Source organism: Mycobacterium gordonae (genome assembly GCF_017086405.1).
GTDB lineage: Bacteria > Actinomycetota > Actinomycetes > Mycobacteriales > Mycobacteriaceae > Mycobacterium > Mycobacterium gordonae_D.
In genome coordinates, this window is record NZ_CP070973.1 from 3,778,317 (window position 1) to 3,797,611 (window position 19,295).

General features: G+C 69.8%; 14 protein-coding genes and 1 pseudogene. 8 read left to right on the top strand and 7 right to left on the bottom strand.

Going from position 1 to position 19,295, the window contains the following annotated elements; all coding sequences use genetic code 11:
- Nucleotides 1–5: 5 nt before the first annotated feature.
- The 3 genes from JX552_RS16010 to JX552_RS16020 all read right to left on the bottom strand — a co-directional run bounded on the left by JX552_RS16010 (nucleotide 6) and on the right by JX552_RS16020 (nucleotide 2,198).
- Complete coding sequence (locus tag JX552_RS16010) at nucleotides 6–1,136, bottom strand: nitronate monooxygenase (protein ID WP_205873047.1); 1,131 nt, start codon at nucleotides 1,134–1,136, stop codon at nucleotides 6–8.
- Between the two features lie 110 nt (nucleotides 1,137–1,246).
- The gene (locus JX552_RS16015) at nucleotides 1,247–1,711 is read right to left on the bottom strand and encodes a hypothetical protein (RefSeq protein ID WP_205873048.1); all 465 of its coding nucleotides are present in this window, start codon (nucleotides 1,709–1,711) and stop codon (nucleotides 1,247–1,249) included.
- 148 nt (nucleotides 1,712–1,859) lie between these two features.
- A complete protein-coding gene (locus tag JX552_RS16020) occupies nucleotides 1,860–2,198 on the bottom strand; it encodes a hypothetical protein (RefSeq protein ID WP_205873049.1) in 339 nt (112 codons plus the stop codon).
- Nucleotides 2,199–2,329: 131 nt separating this feature from the next.
- On the opposite strand from JX552_RS16020, the gene JX552_RS16025 reads away from it, so the two are divergent.
- Genes JX552_RS16025 through JX552_RS16035 form a run of 3 tightly spaced genes read left to right on the top strand, consistent with a single transcriptional unit; the run spans nucleotide 2,330 to nucleotide 6,225 of the window.
- Nucleotides 2,330–4,261 carry a flavin-containing monooxygenase gene (locus JX552_RS16025; RefSeq protein ID WP_205873050.1) on the top strand — a complete coding sequence of 644 codons (1,932 nt, stop codon included), beginning with the start codon at nucleotides 2,330–2,332 and terminating at the stop codon, nucleotides 4,259–4,261.
- Between the two features lie 4 nt (nucleotides 4,262–4,265).
- The gene (locus tag JX552_RS16030; RefSeq protein WP_205873051.1) at nucleotides 4,266–5,291 is read left to right on the top strand and encodes a zinc-binding dehydrogenase; all 1,026 of its coding nucleotides are present in this window, start codon (nucleotides 4,266–4,268) and stop codon (nucleotides 5,289–5,291) included.
- A 22-nt stretch (nucleotides 5,292–5,313) separates the two neighbouring features.
- Nucleotides 5,314–6,225, top strand: coding sequence for a carbon-nitrogen hydrolase family protein (locus JX552_RS16035; protein WP_205873052.1), 912 nt, complete (start codon nucleotides 5,314–5,316; stop codon nucleotides 6,223–6,225).
- A 4-nt stretch (nucleotides 6,226–6,229) separates the two neighbouring features.
- Here JX552_RS16035 and JX552_RS16040 read toward each other — a convergent pair whose 3' ends face one another.
- Entirely contained in the window at nucleotides 6,230–7,138 is a 909-nt protein-coding gene (locus JX552_RS16040; RefSeq protein ID WP_205873053.1) for a class I SAM-dependent methyltransferase, read from the bottom strand.
- Between the two features lie 16 nt (nucleotides 7,139–7,154).
- Nucleotides 7,155–7,586 carry a D-aminoacyl-tRNA deacylase gene (gene dtd / locus JX552_RS16045; protein ID WP_205873055.1) on the bottom strand — a complete coding sequence of 144 codons (432 nt, stop codon included), beginning with the start codon at nucleotides 7,584–7,586 and terminating at the stop codon, nucleotides 7,155–7,157.
- A 42-nt stretch (nucleotides 7,587–7,628) separates the two neighbouring features.
- Here dtd and JX552_RS16050 point away from each other — a divergent pair, with 42 nt between their 5' ends.
- Nucleotides 7,629–7,934, top strand: coding sequence for an MTH1187 family thiamine-binding protein (locus JX552_RS16050; RefSeq protein ID WP_205873057.1), 306 nt, complete (start codon nucleotides 7,629–7,631; stop codon nucleotides 7,932–7,934).
- Between the two features lie 23 nt (nucleotides 7,935–7,957).
- Here JX552_RS16050 and JX552_RS16055 read toward each other — a convergent pair.
- Nucleotides 7,958–8,411, bottom strand: a pseudogene (locus JX552_RS16055) (macro domain-containing protein).
- Between the two features lie 403 nt (nucleotides 8,412–8,814).
- Between JX552_RS16055 and JX552_RS16060 the strand changes: the two are divergent.
- A complete protein-coding gene (locus JX552_RS16060; protein WP_205873058.1) occupies nucleotides 8,815–11,442 on the top strand; it encodes a PE family protein in 2,628 nt (875 codons plus the stop codon).
- Between the two features lie 164 nt (nucleotides 11,443–11,606).
- Here the strand turns inward: JX552_RS16060 and JX552_RS33365 are convergent, their stop codons facing one another.
- Nucleotides 11,607–11,891 (bottom strand): hypothetical protein, encoded by a 285-nt coding sequence (locus tag JX552_RS33365; RefSeq protein ID WP_205873059.1) that lies wholly within the window; start codon nucleotides 11,889–11,891, stop codon nucleotides 11,607–11,609.
- Nucleotides 11,892–12,493: 602 nt separating this feature from the next.
- Here JX552_RS33365 and JX552_RS34130 point away from each other — a divergent pair.
- The 3 genes from JX552_RS34130 (at nucleotide 12,494) to JX552_RS16080 (ending at nucleotide 18,765) form a co-directional block, all read left to right on the top strand.
- A complete protein-coding gene (locus JX552_RS34130) occupies nucleotides 12,494–14,332 on the top strand; it encodes a PE family protein (RefSeq protein ID WP_205873060.1) in 1,839 nt (612 codons plus the stop codon).
- Between the two features lie 90 nt (nucleotides 14,333–14,422).
- Nucleotides 14,423–15,007: a hypothetical protein gene (locus tag JX552_RS16075; RefSeq protein WP_205873061.1), complete on the top strand. Its 585-nt coding sequence runs from the start codon at nucleotides 14,423–14,425 to the stop codon at nucleotides 15,005–15,007.
- Nucleotides 14,917–18,765, top strand: a complete 3,849-nt coding sequence (locus JX552_RS16080; protein WP_205873062.1) for a PE family protein — start codon at nucleotides 14,917–14,919, stop codon at nucleotides 18,763–18,765. Before JX552_RS16075 ends, JX552_RS16080 begins: the two co-directional genes overlap by 91 nt.
- The last annotated feature ends 530 nt before the right edge of the window (nucleotides 18,766–19,295 follow it).

Here is a 19,295-nt window from a genome sequence, read left to right on the forward strand (position 1 = left end):
GAGTCCTAGATGGCGGCGGCGGCATTCAGTTCGTCGAGCCGGGTCGTTGCCTCCAGGTACTCCTGTACCCAGCGCTCGATGACGGCGGAGGTCTTCTCCACCTTCTGGAACTGACCGACGACCTGCCCGACCGGGTTGAATGCCACGTCGACCGACTCGTTGGGATAGCGGTTGGTGGCCCGCACCGCCATGCCGGAAACCATGTACTGCAACGGCATTCCCAACGGCTTGGGGTTGTCCGGCTGCTCCCATGCCTCGGTCCAGTCGTTACGCAGCATCCGGGCCGGCTTGCCGGTGAACGAACGGCTGCGCACGGTGTCGCGGCTGCCCGCCTTGATGTAAGCGGCCTGCTGAACCGGAGTGTTCGAGGACTCCTCGACCATCAGCCACTGCGAACCGGTCCATGCGCCCTGGGCGCCCAGCGCCAACGCCGCGGCGATCTGCTGGCCGCTGCCGATGCCGCCGGCGGCCAGCACGGGAACCGGCGCCACCTCCTTGACGACCTGCGGCCACAACACAATTGAGCCGACCTCGCCACAGTGGCCACCGGCCTCGCCGCCCTGGGCGATGATGATGTCGACGCCCGCATCGGCGTGCTTGCGGGCCTGCGACGGCGAACCGCACAACGCCGCCACCTTGCGCCCCTCAGCATGAATGTGCTTGATCATCTCCGCCGGGGGAGTGCCCAGCGCATTGGCGATCATCGTCACCTTCGGGTGCTTGAGCGCAACCTCCACCTGGGGGGTGGCGGTGGCCTCAGTCCAGCCCAGCAGCTGCAGGCTGTCACCGTCGCTGTCCTCGACCGGCACGCCGTGGTCGGCAAGGATCTTCTTACCGAAGTCGAGGTGATCCTGCGGCACCATCTTGCGCAGCGTCTCGGCGAGCTCCTCGGCCGACAGGTGGGCATCCATGCCCTCGTACTTATTCGGGATGACGATGTCCACACCATAGGGGTGGTCGCCGATGTTCTCGTCGATCCAGTTCAGTTCGATCTCGAGCTGTTCGGGGGTGAAGCCGACAGCGCCCAGCACCCCGAACCCGCCGGCTTTGCTGACAGCGACGACGACATCGCGGCAATGGGTGAAAGCGAAGATCGGGAACTCGATACCGAGTTCATCGCATAGGGCGGTGTGCATGCCTACTCCTGTGGGGCGCGGGACCGATGCAATAATTGAAACGTGTTCTAGTTTAATACCAATCTCGTCGACCAGGCCAGCCAGGTCTGGCGCGCTGCGACTAGGCCCCTTCAGACAACCAGCCCGTATGCCACCCGCAGCGCCACAAAGGCGAGCATGCACGCGAAGCACAGCAGGTGATCGCGGCAGACTGCCCGCGCCAGGTGAGTCTGCACGTCCGGCGGATCGATGCGGCTGCCCAACCGAACCGCACTGGGGACGGTGTGCACCAGGGCCACCACCACCGGAATGGCTGCCGCACCGGCCGATGCCACCAGTAACCACACCGGTTCGCGACCGTAGGCTGCCTCAAAGCCCAACGCGCTCAACAAGATCAGCATCACCATTGCAATGAACCGGCCCATCGGCTGGGACGTGGTCGTGGCCCGGCGGTAGTAGCCCGCGATCGACGCCAGTAGTGGCTCGGGCAGTTCGGCGCCGGCCTCGCGATGTCCAAGCACCTGGACATCGAAGATCAGGTCCATCCACACCACGGCGAGTAAAAACCCGCCACAAGCCGTCAGCAGCGGTGTCATCGCGTGCCCACCTTCTCCGCGCGTCGAAAGACTAGCCTCCGTATTGTTTCGTAACTCGGACAAACCTCGGGCGCGGCCTGCGGTAAACCGCCGGGACACACCCGGGCGCCGGCGCTCGATTAGAACAGGTTCTCGCGACCGTTCGACATCAGCGCCGCCACCGATAGCTCAGCCGAATGGCGCCCAGAACAGCACCCAGCACGACGGCCACCACCACCGCCTGCATCGCGTAGATGGCGAAGAGGTTGGCGTTGAGCCCGCCCGCGTCGCCGACGCATTGGAAGTTCACCCGGGTGTTCGACCGTCTGGACATGTCGGTCAACCTCGCGGTGTTGTACGCCAGGTGGCTCCCGCTGCCGCAGACGAAGAAACCCGTCCACAGCGCGCTGGCGGGAGCCAGTCCGATCACCGCCGCCGCACCTCCTGCAGAGATTCCGCACAGCAGTGCGATCTTGACGGGGATATCTCCGAAGCGTCGTCTACCCACGGGCAGATCCTCGCACTTCGCCGGCCCTCACCACGACATCTTGATCAGCGTGCGGCAGCGCGGGTAGCGTAGGGTTGTCAATTACGAACCGTAGCGTAGCGTAATTGCATCCACCGAAAGGATCGCGTTCGATGCGCAGCCGGTACGCCGGAGAACCCTTCACCACGTCCACACCCGAGATCGCCGCCGCACTGCAGGACGTCAGCGTCCCGACCTTGCTGCTGTCGTTGGTCCACATCACCGGCGATCCCCGCTACATGCGCGACTTCAAGCAGATGGGTCTGTTCCTCAACGAGGTACAGGGTTTCATGTCCGATGACGACAAGGACCGGGCACGGGCCGAAGCGCTTGCGGTGCTGACCGACTACCGCGACCGTGGCTGTCCGGAACCGCCGCCGCTGAGTGACGACGTCATCCGGGAAATGATGGATTGGGCGGCCTGCGAACACGTTCCCGACGACTACCTGCCCCTGGCGCGGGAGGAGATGGACCTCGAGGGAGTCGATCCGCGCCGTCCGGCGGCCCTACCTCGGGACAGCGCAGCGGATTTCCCGGTGCTGGTGATCGGTTGCGGAGAATCGGGCATCCTGGCCGGAATCCGGCTCAAACAGGCCAACATCCCGTTCACCATCGTCGAGAAGAACGCCGGACCCGGCGGAACCTGGTGGGAGAACAGCTATCCCGGCGCCCGGGTGGACGTCGCCAACCATTTCTATTGTTACAGCTTCGAACCCAACAACGAGTGGACCCATTTCTTCGCCGAACAACCCGAGTTGCAGAGCTACTTCGCCGCGGTATTGGCCAGGCACGATCTGGGCGGCACCGTCCGTTGGCGGACCGAGGTCCTGGGCGCGCAATGGGACGACGAGGCGGGTGTGTGGAACGTGGCGCTACGCGGCGCCGACGGCGCGGTCAGCACGGCGCGGGCGCGCGCGGTCATCACGGCGGTGGGTCAGCTGAATCGGCCGCGCCTTCCCGACTTTGCGGGCGCGGACACTTTTGCGGGACCGTCGTTTCACTCCGCGGCCTGGGATCACTCGGTGGACCTGACCGGTAAGCGGGTCGCCCTCGTCGGCGCCGGGGCGAGCGGATTCCAGATCGCGCCGGCGATCGCGGGGGACGTCTCGCATCTGACGGTGTTCCAGCGCACCGCGCAATGGATGTTTCCCAACCCGATGTATCACGACGAAGTCGGCGACGGTGTGCGCTGGGCGATGCGCCATGTGCCGTACTACGGACGGTGGTACCGGTTTCTGCTGTTGTGGCCGGGCGCCGACAAGGGCCTGGACGCGGCGCGCGGCGACCCGAACTACGCCGACCAGGACTACGCGGTCAGTGAGATCAACGCCGCGGCCCGGATGATGTTCAGCCAGTGGATCACCAGCCAGCTTCCGGAGGGCTCCGAGTTGCTGACCAAGGTACTGCCGGACTACCCGGCCACCGGCAAGCGCACGTTGCAGGACAACGGCAGTTGGCTGCGGACGCTGCAACGCGACAACGTCGAGTTGGTGCGGACACCGATCCAGCGGATCACCCCGGGCGGCATCGTCACCGAAGACGGCGTGACACACGACGTCGACATCATCGTGTACGCCACCGGATTTCGGCACACCGACGTGTTGTGGCCGCTGAAGATCACCGGCCGCAACGGGATCGACCTTCATGAGCTGTGGGGAAGCCGGCCGTACGCACACCTGGGGATCACTGTGCCCGGATTCCCCAACCTGTTCCTGCTCTACGGGCCGGGCACGCACCTGGCCCACGGGGGCAGCCTGATCTTCCAATCCGAACTGCAGATGCGCTATATCAATCAGTGTCTGCAGCACATGGCCGAGGAACACATCACCGCGCTGGAGCCCACCGCCGAGGCGGCCGAGCGGTGGCATCAGCGGACCCAGGCCGAGATCAAGCAGATGGTCTGGTCGCACCCGGCCGTCAAGCATTCGTACTTCAAGAACGCCGACGGCGAGATCCACACCGTCAGCCCGTGGCGCCTCAACGAATACTGGGCCGCGGTGCGCGAACCGAAGTGGTCCGATTTCGTTCTGCGACAGGAGAACTGAGCCCATGCGCACGGTAGTCATCGACGGGCCGGCCAGCATCCGGGTGGACACCCGTCCCGACCCCACGCTGACCGGGCCGGACGGCGTGATCGTCGCGGTGCGGGCCGCCGGCATCTGCGGATCAGACCTGCACTTCTACGAGGGTGACTACCCGCTGGCCGAGCCCGTGCCGCTGGGCCACGAAGCCGTCGGCACCGTCGTCGACGCCGGCCCCGACGTGCGATCGGTCAACGTCGGCGACGAAGTGCTGGTGTCCTCGGTGGCCGGGTGCGGCAGGTGCCCGGGGTGCGCCACCAACGACCCGGTGATGTGTTACTCGGGTCTGCAGATCTTCGGCGGTGGTGTGCTTCCCGGGGCTCAAACAGATCTGCTCGCCGTGCACGCGGCCGACTTCCAGGTGCGGAGAATTCCCGAGGGTATCAGCACCGAACAGGCGTTACTGCTCACCGACAATCTGGCGACCGGCTGGGCGGCGGCCCAGCGAGCGGACATTCCGCTGGGCGGCACCGTGGCGGTCATCGGCCTGGGGGCGGTCGGTCTGTGCGCGCTCCGTAGCGCGTTCGCCCAGGGCGCCGCAACGGTTTTCGCGGTCGATCGGGTGGCGGGCCGGCTGCAGCGCGCCGTCGATTGGGGCGCGACGCCAGTGGCGTCGTCGACGGTGGAGACGATCCTGGCCGCCACCGGTGGCCGCGGGGCGGACGCGGTGATCGATGCCGTCGCAACTGACGCATCCCTGACCGACGCGCTGTATGCGGTGCGGCCGGGCGGCACCGTCTCGGTGGTCGGTGTGCACGACCTGCAGCCATTCCCCTTCCCGGCGTTGGCCTGCCTGATCCGCAGCATCACCGTGCGATGGACCACTGCGCCGGTGCAACGCACCTGGCCGGAGTTGATTCCGTTGCTGCAGTCGGGTCGGCTGGATGTCGATGGCATTTTCACCAGCACGCTGCCGCTCGACGAAGCGGCCAGGGGCTACGCGACCGCCGCGGCGCGTTCCGGTGACGACGTGAAGATCCTGTTGACGCCGTAGCCCGGTGTGGCAGCATGGCCTCATGCGCTGTGCCGCAATTCAACTCGACGCGGCGCCGGCCGACGTTGACGCGAACCTTGCCACCGTGGAACGTCTGGTCGAAGACGCCGTCGCCGCGGGTGCGCAAACCATCGCGTTGCCGGAGTTCTTCACCACCGGCATCGGTTTCTGGCCCGAACTTGCCGACGCGGCACAGCCGGTCGACGGCAAGGCCACGGAACTGCTCCTGGCTTTGGCGCGTCGCCACGAGGTGATGATCGGCGGCTCGTTGCTGATCCGCGACACCGACGGAGACGTGCGCAATGCGTATCTGGTTGTGACGTCGGAAGGCGTGGCCGGCCGACACGACAAGGATCTTCCGACGATGTGGGAGAACGCTTTCTACATCGGCGGGCATGACGACGGAGTGATTGACGCCGGTGGGCTGACGGTAGGCGCCGCGGTGTGCTGGGAACTGATGCGCACCCAGACGGTGCGTCGCTTACGTGGTCGCATAGACCTGGCGATGACGGGTTCGGGCTGGTGGTCGATCCCCGACTGGTGGCCCCGAGCGGCTTTTCGCCGCCTGGAACAACGCAACGCGTCGACGGCCTGGCAGGCGGCGGCAACCTTCGCCGGTTACGTGGGTGCCCCGATTCTGCATGCGGCACACGCGGGCACCGTGCGGTGCCGGATGCCGTGGTTGCCGTTGCGGTATGCGGGCCGGTTCGAGGGCGGCACCATGATCGTCGCCGCCGACGGGACTGTGCTAGGTTCGCTCACCGACGGTGAAGGGGTTGTGGTCGCGGACATATCGGTGGGGCGTTGCGCTCCTCGTTCGGCTGTGCCGGAACGGTTTTGGCTGCATCCGCGAGGAGCGCTGCAATCCGCCGTGTGGCACTACCAACGCGTGCACGGTCGCCGCTATTACCGACGGCACGTGGCCGTCTCTTGACGGTTCAGCGGGTGGCGGTCACGTACTGCGAGCGCATGAAGCTGTCGATCTTCACGTCCACCGGCGGCGGGGTGAGCCCGTAACCGGCTTGCAGATTCAGTGTGTTCCGGACGGGCTCGACAGACCAGCCATGGTCTCGCAGCCACTGCGCTGGGTCCGCTGGGTTGTCGTAGGTCAGCGCGGAGAAGTCGACATCGCCGGACATGTTGACGCCGGGGTGCGCCCGTTCCAGTTCAGCGAGTTGGTCGTGGTCCAGACGGGAACCCAGCGCGCCGGTGGCAACCCGACTGTCCGGTGCGCTGTTTGCGTGGATCTGAGCGAACAGCGCTTCCTGGGCGTCGCCGGTCAGGTAGGGCAGCAGTCCCTCCACCGACCAGGCGGTGGGGACTCGAGGGTCGAAGCCGGCCTTGATGAGTTCGGCAGTCCAGTCGGTGCGCAGATCCGCCGCGACCTCGACCCGGCGCCCCTTGGGTTCGGCGCCGAGTCCGTCAAGCACCCGTGCTTTGAATTCGAGTACCTTCGGCAAGTCGACTTCGAAAACCGTTGCGTCTGAGGGCCAGTCGAGGCGGTATGGCCGCGAGTCCAGGCCCGCCGCGACGATCACCGCCTGCTCGATGCCGGTTTCACCGGCGTTGGTGAAGAAGTCGTCGAAGAAGCGGGTCTGCACGCCGTACAGACGCGGGAAGGTGGTCTCGTCTTCGGAGGTGCCCGGGTCCTTGAGCAGCCCGGTCAGGTAGGGGTCGCCGGTCGCGGTGATGAAATGCTGTGCATAGTCGTCGCGCACCAACGGCTTTGCGCTCAGGGCGTGCACCGCGCGCCAACCCGCGACGAGCAGCGCGGTGTAGCCGACACCGCTGACAATGTCCCACTGGTCGTCGTCGGAACGGAGGGATCCAAATGAGGGTGTCGTCATACAGCAAACGTACCCGTCATAGCTCCAGCAAAACTGTCACGGGCCCATCGTTGGTCAGTTCCACCCGCATATGCGCACCGAAGGTACCCGTCTCTACGCGTGCGCCTCGTGCGCGGAGCGCATCGGCAAAGGCGGCCACGAGCGGCTCAGCAACGGGCCTGGGTGCCGCGGCGTTCCAGGAGGGCCGCCGGCCCTTGGCGGTGTTGGCGTACAAGGTGAACTGGCTGACCACCAGGATCGGCGCGCCGACGTCGGACGCGGACTTCTCGTCGTCGAGAATCCTTAGCGTCCACAGCTTTTCGGCAAGACGTCGAGCCTGGTCGGCTGCGTCGCTGTGGGTGACGCCGACGAAGGCGAGCAAGCCCTGACCCGCGGGCCGGATGGCGCCGACGACTTCATCGTCCACCAGCACCGCCGCCGAGGAGACCCGCTGCACCAACACCCGCATGAGCGTCGATGCTGCCACGTCAGGGGTGAGTAGGCTCGTGAGGTGTCTGTGCTGGTTGCGTTTTCAGTCACCCCAATAGGCGTGGGGGAGGCCGTCGGCGACATCGTCGCCGAGGCCGTCCGGGTGGTTCGTGAATCGGGATTGCCCAACAAGACGGATTCGATGTTCACCGTGATCGAAGGTGACAGCTGGGCGGAAGTGATGGCTGTGGTGCAACGGGCGGTGGAGGCGGTGGCCGCGCGGGCGCCCCGGGTGAGCACCGTGATCAAGGCCGACGTGCGTGCCGGAGCAACCGATGCGATGACGCAGAAGGTTCAGTCCGTCGAGCGGTATCTGTCCGGTAGCTAACCCTGGATGGCAGCGGTGAACGCTTATTCCGCGGCCTCGCCGTGAACTGCGAACACGCCACGGTTCAGTTCTTGCGGTTGGTGCGGCGGACGGCGTCGACCATCAATCGTGCCCTCACGCAACGGGAAGCCGCCGACCCCGGCGCCGAAGGCGACCAGCGCCCGCGATCGGCAACCCAGTTCGTCGGCCTTGCAGAGCCTCGACGCTGACGCGCGGCTGACGATGTCGGCTGAGGTGGGGCCGCCGAGCTCCATTGTCGCGGCGTGGATCACGTAGCGCGCAGCCATGCCACCAGCGGTGGTTTCACTCGCCTCGCCCCGGCCGATCGGCGCCTTCTCGTCAGATTCGCGCTGGACCGCCCGACTGCCGCCGCGGGCGATGGCCGCCGCCATAACGCAGCCGGGTGTTGGCACCGTTGGCGATGGCGTCAACGTCGAGTTGGGTGATGTCGGCGTCGCGCACCTCGAGTTCGATCATGTGGACATTGTCGCTCGATGACAGCCCGCGCGCCGCCCGGGTAGGCCACCACAGCAATTCATGACGGCTCGGTCGAAACGTCGTTCTAGAATATTCTTGCATTCTGCCGCAGCCGCAGGGTTCTCGCTCTTGGCCATTTCCACCAGTAGGGTCGACAACTGTCCGGACGCATCGCGAGTGAAGCATGAAATGTTGAGATAGGTTGCAGCAGGCAGCTTTTAGCGCTTTGCGTATCGCGCCACCAGCCCAATCGTGAATATTGGAATGCAATTCTTGTTTATCGAATTTCCGGCGGACTGAAGGCTCGCGTATTAAATTGGCGCTCCGCCGGAAATTTTTCCCGGTCGTAAACAAGACAGCGCCTGCCGCTTCACTTCGAGGTGGCCAGACCGGGAGCAGCACCATGTCGTATGTCGTCGCAGTACCGGAGCATTTGACCGCCGCGGCGGCGCACGTGGAGCGAATTGGGTCGGCGTTGAGGCCGGCCGAGCTGATGGCTGCGGCGCCGATCACGAGGGTGTTGGCCGCCGCGGGTGATGAGGTGTCGACCGCGATCGCCGCACTGTTTTCCGGCCACGGCCGCGCCTACCAGGCTGTCGGTGCCCAGGCGGCAGCCTTCGAGGCCTCGTTCACCCGTGCGTTGAGCGGCGCTTCGGTGTCCTACGCAACCGCTGATGCGGCCGCTGCCTCATCGTTGCAGGCCCTCAATCAGCAGGCATGGGATGTGCTCAATGCCCCCGTGAAGGCGATGGCGGGCCGCCCGCTGATCGGTAACGGCGCCGAGGGAGCGCCGGGGACCGGTCAAGCCGGCGGTGCAGGCGGAATCCTGTTAGGAAATGGCGGCAACGGCGGGTCAGGCGCGCCCGGACAGGCCGGGGGCGCCGGCGGCGCGGCCGGACTGCTGGGTTCGGGCGGCACCGGCGGGAGCGGCGGGATCGGCGGCGGGGCCGGCGGTGTGGGCGGCGCCGGCGGATGGCTGTGGGGCAACGGGGGAGCCGGCGGTGCCGGCGGAATCGGCGCCGTTGGCGGGAACGGCGGCGCGGGCGGAGTCGGCGGCAACGCATGGTTGCACGGCAACGGCGGAGCCGGCGGCGTGGGTGGAGCCGGCGCTGCCGGCGCCGTCGGCACTCCGGGCGACCCGGGCACCGTGTCCGCCGCCGGTGGCACCGGCGGCGCCGGGGGCCACGGCGGGATCGGCGGAGCCGGGGGTAACGCAGGCGTGCTCTCCGGCGCGGGTGGGGCCGGCGGCCAGGGCGGAGCGGGCGGGGCGGGCGGCACGGGTGGTATCGGGGGCGCCGGCTGGCACGCGACCACCCCCGGGGCGACCGGCGGAACCGGGGGCGACAGCGGCGCGGGCGGAGCAGGCGGTGACGGCGGAATGGGCGGCGCCGGCGGGCGGGGCTCGTCGACAGGCCCCGCCGGGGCCAACGGCAACGGCGGCGCCGGCGGGACAGGAGGCAACGCGGGGATACCCGGCAATGGCGGCACCGGCGGTACGGGCAACGCCACCGCCCCCGATGGCGGCGCGGGCGGCAACGGAGGTAACCCGGGCGCGGTAGGCATGGGCGGCGCGGGCGGGCCCGCCGGGGGACTCGGCGCCTTCGCCGGAGCCAGCGGCGCGGCCGGAGCCATCATCTCCGGCAACGGCGGGCAAGGCGGTGCCGGCGGCCACGGCTTTGACGCATCACTGGCGCCGTCCGGCACCCCGGGCGGCAAGGGCGGCCACGGCGGAGCGGGTGGCCTCTACGGGGGTGGTGGCGCTGGCGGGAGCGGCGGCGACGCTGCTCCTGGTGCTTCGGCGGCCGGCGGCCACGGCGGGTACGGCGGGTACGGCGGTGACAGCGGAGCATTCGGCGGCAGAGGCGGCGACGGCGGTGACGGAGGCAACGGCGCCGGCGGTGGCCCCGGCGGCGCCGGCGGTGTCGGCGGCACGGGGACCAACTCCGGAACCGGGGACGCTGTGGGCGGCGCCGGCGGCCGCGGCGGCGACGGCGGCCCAACCGGAGTCGGTGGAGTTGGCGGTAACGGCGGCGAGGCGCGTGCTGAGGGCTCTTTGTCGACGGGCACGGCCACCTCGGGTGACGGCGGGGCGGGCGGTGCTGGCACCGTCGGCGGAAACGGCGGCGCAGGCGGTGCCGCGCGGAACGATGGGCTCGGCCACGTCAACGGCGGCACCGGCGGCGCGGGCGGTACCGGGAGCGTGGGTGGCGGCGGGCTTGGTGGTGATGGCGGCAGCGTGACCGTCACCAACACCGCATCGACAGTCAACGTCGTCGGGGGCGACGGCGGAGCCGGTGGTTCGGGCGTGGACAACGAAGACTTCGCCAGCGGACGCGGTGGCAGGGGCGGCAGCGCGGGCACCTACAGCGACGTCGACACCACTTTCGCCATCGGCGGCAAGGGCGGTGCTGGCGGCAACGCCACCACCGGCAAGGGTGGGATGGGCGGCGTCGGCGGTCTGGGCGTCCACTTCGGCGCCGGGACCGCTGTCGGCGGGAACGGCGGAGTCGCAGGTGTAGGACCCGGCGGTGCCGGATGGGGCGGTTCCGGCGGAAGGGGATTCAACAGCGGGACCGGTGGCGCCATCGGCGGCGCGGGTGCGGACGGCGTCAGCGGCGGAAACACCGTTGCCGGCGGGGCAGCGGGAAGCGGGGGCCTGGCGTGGGTCGTCAATAACGACGCCACGGGCAGCGCCATCGGGGGCGCTGGCGGCCGGGGCGGGGACGGGACCGTGGGCGGCGACGGCGGCAACGGCGGCGCGGCCTTCCAGGAGGGAATGGGCATGGCTGCGGCCGGCAACGGCGGGGCCGGCGGCCGCGGTTCGAATGGCACCGGAGGCACAGGTGGAATCGGCGGCAACGCCGAAATCAAGAACCAGATGTCGAGCGCCGACGCTGTCGCCGGCGACGGCGGCACCGGCGGGGCCGGCACCACCGGCGGGGCCGGCGGCGCCGGCGGGACGGCTTTCACCAACGGAACCGGCGGTGCCATCGACGGAGCCGACGGGGTAGGTGGCACCAGCACCGGCTAGGACGACGCGGCCGGCGGTGGCCGACTCGGCAGGGTATAGCTTGCGGGGCCACGCTGCTCGGGCGAGGATGCCGTCGCCTTCTCACCCTCGGCCGGTGCGCGTAGGGTCAACCGAATTGCATCGGGCAAACCACCAGGAGGCAGCACAATGTCCACGTCCTCGGCTTACACATCGGTGCGGATCTCATGACCGAACCGACAGACGACGCCGTCCGCGGTGGTGATGGTGGCCGGGGTGGCGCCGGCGGTGCCGGCGGTCGCGGGGGCGCGGGTGGCCGAGGCGGTGCCGGAGGTCGCGGCGGTGACGGTGGTCGCGGTGGCGATGGGGGACCAGGTGGCGCCGGCGGGCCGGGCGGGGCCGGAGGTGAACCCGGCCGCGGTGGTGAACCCGGCCGCGGTGGTGAACCCGGTCAACCGGGCGAGCCGGGGCAGCCGGGGCAGCCAGGGCAACCGGGGCAGCCGGGGCGGCCTGGCTAATCGTTCGTGACGGTCAGCCGGGTCTGACCGTGTGGCGCTCAGGCGCCCTTCCGTTGAGACGTGTCCTTGGCTGCCGCGGCACGATTTTCCGCCGCAGCAGCCCTGCGGTGCGACGCGTGCCGCGCCTTGTGCAACGCGCCGCCCACCGTCGTCTCTGCACGCGGCCACCGATTATCTGTATTGCCAGCCGCTGATCTTGCGAACACATATTTGAGTCGGGTTTGCATTGTTCTTGAGTTGTCGATTGAACCATCCCGACAACATCGAAAATTATTCTGTCATAATAATAAATTCATTTGAGGCATCGAATCGCCGCCTGTGCGAATGATCGCGTATTCCGCAGATTCTTTTTTCTGTATTGCACTGCACTGCAACAACTTTACGGTTCTGGAACCGGCTTCCCTAAGCCGCTCTCGGGCGTTGGCGCACCCGTCGATGAGCCCGCTGTCGTGGGGTACATGGTAATTGGCGGCCGGACACGACAAAGCTTCACGGTAAGTGCCGCCTTTTCGGCTCGCGAGCGTGATACTTATGAACACCTTGTTCCGGCTCGTGCATCCGTAGGGAGTCCTTCGATGTCATTTGTGATTGCAGCACCGGATTTGTTGACGGCAGCGGCTGCGCAGGCGGCGGGGATCGGGTCGTCGGTGCGTGCAGCCAATGTGGCGGCGGTGGCCTCGACCACCGAGGTCGTAGCCGCTGCCGGTGATGAGGTGTCGGCGGCGATAGCGGTGCTGTTTTCCGGTCACGGCGCGGCGTATCAGTCCGCGAGCGCGCAGGCGGCGGCATTTCGGTCGCAGTTCGCCCGGTTGCTGAGCAATGCCGGGGCATCGTATGAGGCGGCCGAGGCAGCCAGCACCTCGCCGTTGGGCCTGTTGGAAGATGCCGTGCTCGGTGCGATCAATGCGCCGACCAATCTGTTGCTCGGTCGTCCGCTGATCGGTGACGGCGCCAACGGTGCTGCGGGGACCGGGGCAAACGGCGGTGCCGGCGGGATCCTGTGGGGCAATGGCGGTGCCGGTGGTTCCGGTGCTCCCGGCGGTGCGGGCGGGGTTGGCGGTGCGGCAGGGCTGTTGGGGTCCGGCGGGATGGGTGGAGCTGGCGGTGTCGGCGGCGGTGCTGGTGGCGCCGGAGGGACCGGGGGTTGGTTGTGGGGTAACGGCGGGGCAGGCGGGGCCGGCGGCGTAGGGGGAATCGGCGGCAGCGGGGGCACCGGTGGGGCCGGCGGTAGCGCGCTGGTGTTCGGCGCCGGCGGGACCGGCGGCATCGGCGGGGCCGGCGGGGCGGGGGTGCTCGGGGATCCCGGTGCGCCGGGCACGGCGGTACTGGCGGGCGGCAAAGGCGGCGCCGGCGGCACCGGCGGAACGGCGGGGATGGGCGGAGCGGGCGGCAATGGCGGCCTGCTCTACGGCGCGGGCGGGGCGGGCGGGCAAGGCGGGGTAGGGGGTGTCGGGGGCACCGGCGGGATCGGTGGTGCCGGCTTTGATGCGGTGACGGCCGGAGCCACCGGCGGGGACGGTGGAGACAGCGGCACCGGCGGTAACGGGGGCAGCGGCGGCATCGGCGGAGCCGGTGGGCGGGGTTCGGCGCTGTTCGGCGGCGCGGGGGCCAACGGCAGTGGCGGGGCCGGCGGCACCGGCGGTGGTGTAGGAGCAGCTGGCAACGGCGGCGTCGGAGGAGCCGGGGATGCTGGTACCCCGGCGGCGGAAGCGGAGGCAACGGCGGTAATTCCGGTGCGGGTGGTCTGGGCGGCAATGGCGGTGCCGCCGGGGGCCCGGGTGCCCTGGCCGGGGCCAGCGGCCTTGATGGCACCGCGATTCCCACCGGCGGACACGGCGGTGCGGGCGGGGCCGGGTTCAACGCCGCCCTGGCCGCTGCCGGCACACCGGGCGGGGCTGGTGGAGTCGGAGGTCACGGTGGTAGCCACGGCGCCGGCGGTGCGGGCGGGGCCGGTGGCAACGCCGCACCCGGGGGCCTCGGCGGCGGTGGCGGCAAAGGCGGAGACAGCGGCGCCCTCGGCGCCACCGGCGGGCGCGGCGGCGACGGCGGCACCGGCAGCGCCGGCGGCGGCGCCGGCGGAGACGGCGGCATCGGCACCAACGACGGCACCGGCACCGCCCTGGGCGGTGTCGGCGGAAACGGCGGCACCAGCACCAACGGCCCCGGCGGCAACGGCGGCCGCGGCGGTGCGGCGGTCAACCACGGCACCGGGGCCGCTACCGCCGGTGATGGCGGGGCCGGCGGCAACGGCGGATCCAGCGGGAAGGGTGGCACTGGCGGCAACGGCGGCGAAGCCACCATCGACAGCGCCACCAACAGCTCCATTGCCACCGGCGGAACAGGCGGAACCGGCGGAATCGGCGGCACCAATGCCTCCGGAGGAGCAGGCGGAGCCGGTGGGGATGCGTCGGTAGTCAACGGCAGCGACGCCGCCGCCCTTGGGGGCGGGGGCGGAAAGGGCGGCGCCGGCGGTGCCATATCGGGGGCCGGCGGCAACGGCGGGCATGCCACCAGCGACGGAACGGGTGACGTCAACGGCGGCGACGGCGGCGAAGGCGCCGACGGCGGCCTCAACAGCGCCGGAGGAGCGGGCGGCTCCGGCGGTGATGCCACTATCACCGCAGCCGCCTCCGCAGGCAACGCCACCGCCGGCACCGGCGGCGCCGGCGGCACCGGCACAAGCGGCGGGGCGGGAGGAGCCGGCGGTACCGCCACCACCGCCGGCACCGGGGATCTCATCGCCGGCATCGGTGGCGCCGGGGGTGATGCCACCGTCGGCACCGGCGGCAAGGGAGGCAACGGCGGCCATGCGCATGCCCAAAACGCCACCTCCGCGATCGACGCCGCCGGCGGAAACGGCGGAAATGGCGGCGACGCCACCACCGGTGTCGGCGGCTCCGGGGGCGCCGGGGGCTTTGCGACCACCGCGGGAAGCGGCCATGCAATCGGCGGGACAGGCGGGGCCGGTGGCAGCGGTGCCACGGGCGGAAACGGGGGCGTGGGCGGCACTGCGATCTCATCTGCGGGCGCCGTCACCTCCGGTGCCGGAGGCGATGGCGGCCAGGGCACTAACGGCGCGGGGGGCTTAGGCGGCACCGCCGGGATTGCCGTGACCAGTGGAACAGGACCCGCGACTGGGGGTGCAGGTGGGGCCGGCGGCACCGGTACCACGAACGGCGGGGCCGGCGGAGGTGGCGGTGATGTGGCGATCGGCAACGCCGCTTCCGCGGCCACCGCTACCGGCGGTGTCGGGGGACACGGCGGTGATGGCGGCGCCACAGGAACCGGCGGTGCCGGCGGCAACGGCGGTCAGGGCAACACGAAGGGATCGGGACTCGGCGTCGGCGGCAACGGCGGTGATGGCGGGTCCGGCGCCAACGGTGGGAATGGCGGCAACGGCGGAGCGACGTTTATCACCGGAACAGCGACCGCCACTTCCGGTGCCGGCGGCGCGGGCGGTACCGGTAGCGCCGGTAGCGGTGGTATCGGCGGAGCAGGCGGTCAGGTGACGATCAACACCAGCGCCTCCACGGCGGCCGCGACGGGCGGCGCCGGCGGGGCTGGCGGTACCGGACTCTTCGGCGGCGCCGGCGGGGACGGCGGCTCGGTGTCGACAAAAGGTCTGGGCACCCTTAACCCCGGCAAGGGCGGATTAGGCGGTACGGGCACTTCCAGCGGCGGCATCGGCGGCGATGGTGGAAACGCGACGATCAGCAACACTGCATCGACTCAGACGGCAAAGGGTGGCACCGGAGCTGCCGGCGGCACTGCCACCAATGGCGTCGGCGGTACCGGCGGCGCCGGCGGCAGTGGCACCACCAGCGGATCCGGCGACGCGATTGGCGGCACCGCCGGGCTGGGCGGCGCCGGATCCAAGGGCGGCGGAAACGGCGGGCTCGGCGGCAGTGCCTCGAACCACGGCACCGGTAACGCCATTGGCGCCGCCGGCGGGGCCGGCGCCGACGGCGGCGCCAACGCCAAAGGCGGCAACGGAGGCGCCGGAGGCAGTGCCACCATCGACAACGCCGCAAATGCGGGCACGGCGACCGGCGGCCAGGGCGGAGCCGGTGGTAATGGCGGCACCAACGCCACCGGCGGGGCGGGTGGAGCCGGCGGCGCGGCTTCCATTGTCAACGGCGGTGCCGCCGCCGCTCTAGGCGGTAACGGCGGAAAAGGCGGCACCGGCGCCATCGGTGCAGGCAAAGGAGGCAACGGCGGGGGCGCCACCAGCGACGGAATCGGCAGCGTTACTGGCGGCACCGGCGCCGACGGCGCCAGCGCCGGCGCTACCGGCTTCGGCGGAGCCGGCGGTAACGGCGGCGGCGCCACCATCACTGCTGCTAACTCTGCCGCCACCGCGACCGCCGGCAACGGCGGCGCAGGAGGCTCCGGCTCCCTGGGCGGTGCCGGCGGAGCTGGCGGTACGGCAACCCATCAGGGAACAGGAAGCCTCACCGCGGGCCACGGAGGAGCGGGCGGCGACGCCACCAACAGCGGCACCGGTGGCGCAGGCGGAGCCGGTGGCGGAGCACACATCCAGAACACCGCCTCGGCAGCCAACGCCGTCGGAGGCACCGGCGGCGCAGGCGGCAAAGCCACCACTGGCAACGTTGCTACGGGCGGCGCCGGGGGTGACGGCGGGGACGCCTCCACCACCGGAACCGGCACCGCCACCGGAGGCGCCGGCGGTCACGGTGGCCTTGCACAACTCTCCACTAGCACCTCTACGGGACCGGCGACCGGCGGCAAGGGCGGCGACGGCGGAGCCGGCACCACCACGGGCGGCGACGGCGGGGCCGGCGGTGCGGCGTCGAGCGAAGGACTTGGAAACGTCACCTCGGGCAACGGAGGTGTGGGTGGGGCCGGCTTCCACGGTGGGAACGGAGGAACGGGCGGCAGCGCCAACATCGGAAATGCTGTGTCAGGGGCAACCGCGACCGGCGGTGACGGCGGCATCGGAGGCAACACCACGGCTCCGAGCAACCAATTTGTCGCGAGCGGCGGGACCGGTGGCGCCGGGGGCTCGGCGTCCACAAAAGGGACTGGCAGCGTGAATGCCGGCACCGGTGGAGCGGGCGGGTTTGTGAACGATGGCATTGGCGGCGGAGGTGGCGCCGGTGGCGACGCTACCGTTGACAACATCGCCTCGACTACTAGCCCAGTCGGGGGCAAAGGTGGAGCAGGCGGATCAGGTTACAGCCGCGCAGGCAGCGGCGGCGCCGGCGGCAATGCGCAAACGAACAGCAACGTGGCGGCCACGACGGCCACCGGTGGAACCGGGGGCGCCGGCGGCTCACCCAACGTCGGTGCCGGCGGAGACGGTGGCGCAGGCGGCTCTGGCATCCACTCGGGTGCCGGCTCCGCGATGGGCGGAAATGGCGGTGCTGGCGCTGCAGGCGGAAGCAACATTGGTGGAGGCAACGGCGGAACCGGCGGTAACGCGCTGAACACCGGAGCCGGATCGGCAACCGGCGGCAACGGCGGAGTAGGCGGCGCCGACACCGGCAAGGGTGGAGCCGGCGGCAACGGCGGTACTGCACAGATCGATAACGCGGCCTCGGCAGCTCATGCGGTGGGGGGCAAGGGCGGAGCGGGCGGCTCGAGCAGCACCTCAAGTGGGAGTCCCGTGAGCGGCGGAGCAGGCGGCGAGGGCGGTTCTGCGACGACGACGGGAACCGGCACCGCCTTCGGCGGGGGCGGCGGCGACGGCGGCACAGCACAAGTCACTGCCGCCAACTCGACAGCACCGGCGATAGCGGGCAAAGGTGGAGCCGGTGGCAACGGCACCATTGGTGGCGCCGGCGGGGCCGGCGGGGCGGCATCGAGTGCTGGACACGCAAACATAACCTCCGGCAGTGGTGGTGCGGGCGGAACCGGGACCACCGGTGCTGGTGGGACCGGAGGCGCGGCCGGGGACGCGACCATCACCAACAGCTCCTCCGTCGGCGTCACAACCGGCGGGCAAGGCGGTGCCGGCGGCGACGGCGCGAGTGGCGGGGCCGGAGGAAAGGGCGGGGCCGTGCAGACCAAGGGGACCGGCAGCGTCAACGCCGGGGCGGGCGGCGCGGGCGGCACCGGCACCACCGGAGTCGGTGGGACCGGCGGTAGCGGCGGGGCCGCTACGGTCGACAACACGGCCTCGACAGTGACCGTCGTAGGTGGCACTGGGGGAGGCGGCGGTACGGGCGTCGATAACGCCGGATTCGCCGCAGGCCGCGGCGGGCAGGGCGGCTTCGCGCAAACCAACAGTATGGACGCGGGGACACAGGCCATCGGAGGCACTGGCGGTGCCGGCGGCGACGCCACCACCGGCACCGGCGGTGGTGGCGGCAATGGTGGTGATTCCCAACATCTCGGAGCGGGCACGGCAGTGGGCGGACAAGGGGGAACCGGCGGCTCAGGGCCGCTGGCTGGCGGACGCGGCGGGGTTGGCGGTAACGGTGCGAACCTGGGGACAGGGAGCGCCATTGGAGGAACCGGCGGTACCGGGGGCGACAGCGGCGTCACCGGCACTGGCGGAAACGGCGGCGATGCCGGTAACGCGGGGATAGCCGAGGGCTCAGCAGGGGATGTCACCGGTGGCGACGGCGGAGCCGGCGGTAACGGCGGCTCCGGCGGAAACGGTGGGAATGGCAGTCTAGTTAGCACCAGCGGGACTGGATTCGCATTCGGCGGTAACGGCGGAAACGGCGGCAACAGCTCCGCCAACGGCGCCAACGGCGGCAATGGCGGCAACGGCGCCTTGGCTCAAGCCGCCATCGCGGGCCATGCCATACCCGGTCTTGGCGGCACGGGCGGCAGCGGCGGCCCGGGCGGTTCGCAGGGCAAATCCGGACAGAACGGTTGATCGATTAGGTCGTCACCGACGACAGGGTTGTACTCGACAACTGCGACGCCCGCGGCAGCGAGCAGCGCCGCCATGCGTGGATCAGTGGCTTGCGCTCACCTGCCCGTCGAAGCGGTTGGAGCTATGAATCATTGGCTGCAGGCGGCGATCGCGGCGAGAGCTCGAGCGCCGGAATCAGCGGCGGCAGCGGCGGTGCCGCGACAACATCGTAGACACGTCATGAATACACAAAACAGCCCTATTGAGCTGCACTTTTATGGCAATTGCGAATAATGATTTGCTCTTAATGAATTCATTCTGACCCGAATCCACAACCGCGGTCTTAGTCAAAATCCTTGTACTGGTAGCTACGGGGCCGACACCAGCTATCACTCAAATTAGGCACAGTCCCAGGTAAGCGCGCCGGCCATGTTCGCTCACCGAATTCCATTGAAATTCACAGAATTCCGATTACGACAGACCACCTCACTTGTTGGGCTCGCCGTATTGGACCGAAAGCCTCCCAATCAGAGTTCCGCTTCGGAATACTG

Bases quoted from the DNA above. Each gene is read 5' to 3' on its own strand.
- JX552_RS16030 (WP_205873051.1), top strand. From the start codon at position 4,266: ATGCGCACGGTAGTCATCGACGGGCCGGCCAGCATCCGGGTGGACACC.
- JX552_RS16035 (WP_205873052.1), top strand. From the start codon at position 5,314: ATGCGCTGTGCCGCAATTCAACTCGACGCGGCGCCGGCCGACGTTGAC.
- JX552_RS34130 (WP_205873060.1), top strand. From the start codon at position 12,494: ATGTCATTTGTGATTGCAGCACCGGATTTGTTGACGGCAGCGGCTGCG.
- JX552_RS16040 (WP_205873053.1), bottom strand. From the start codon at position 7,138: ATGACGACACCCTCATTTGGATCCCTCCGTTCCGACGACGACCAGTGG.
- JX552_RS16060 (WP_205873058.1), top strand. From the start codon at position 8,815: ATGTCGTATGTCGTCGCAGTACCGGAGCATTTGACCGCCGCGGCGGCG.
- JX552_RS16025 (WP_205873050.1), top strand. From the start codon at position 2,330: ATGCGCAGCCGGTACGCCGGAGAACCCTTCACCACGTCCACACCCGAG.
- dtd (WP_205873055.1), bottom strand. From the start codon at position 7,586: ATGCGGGTGTTGGTGCAGCGGGTCTCCTCGGCGGCGGTGCTGGTGGAC.
- JX552_RS16075 (WP_205873061.1), top strand. From the start codon at position 14,423: ATGCCACCAGCGACGGAACGGGTGACGTCAACGGCGGCGACGGCGGCG.
- JX552_RS16015 (WP_205873048.1), bottom strand. From the start codon at position 1,711: ATGACACCGCTGCTGACGGCTTGTGGCGGGTTTTTACTCGCCGTGGTG.
- JX552_RS16010 (WP_205873047.1), bottom strand. From the start codon at position 1,136: ATGCACACCGCCCTATGCGATGAACTCGGTATCGAGTTCCCGATCTTC.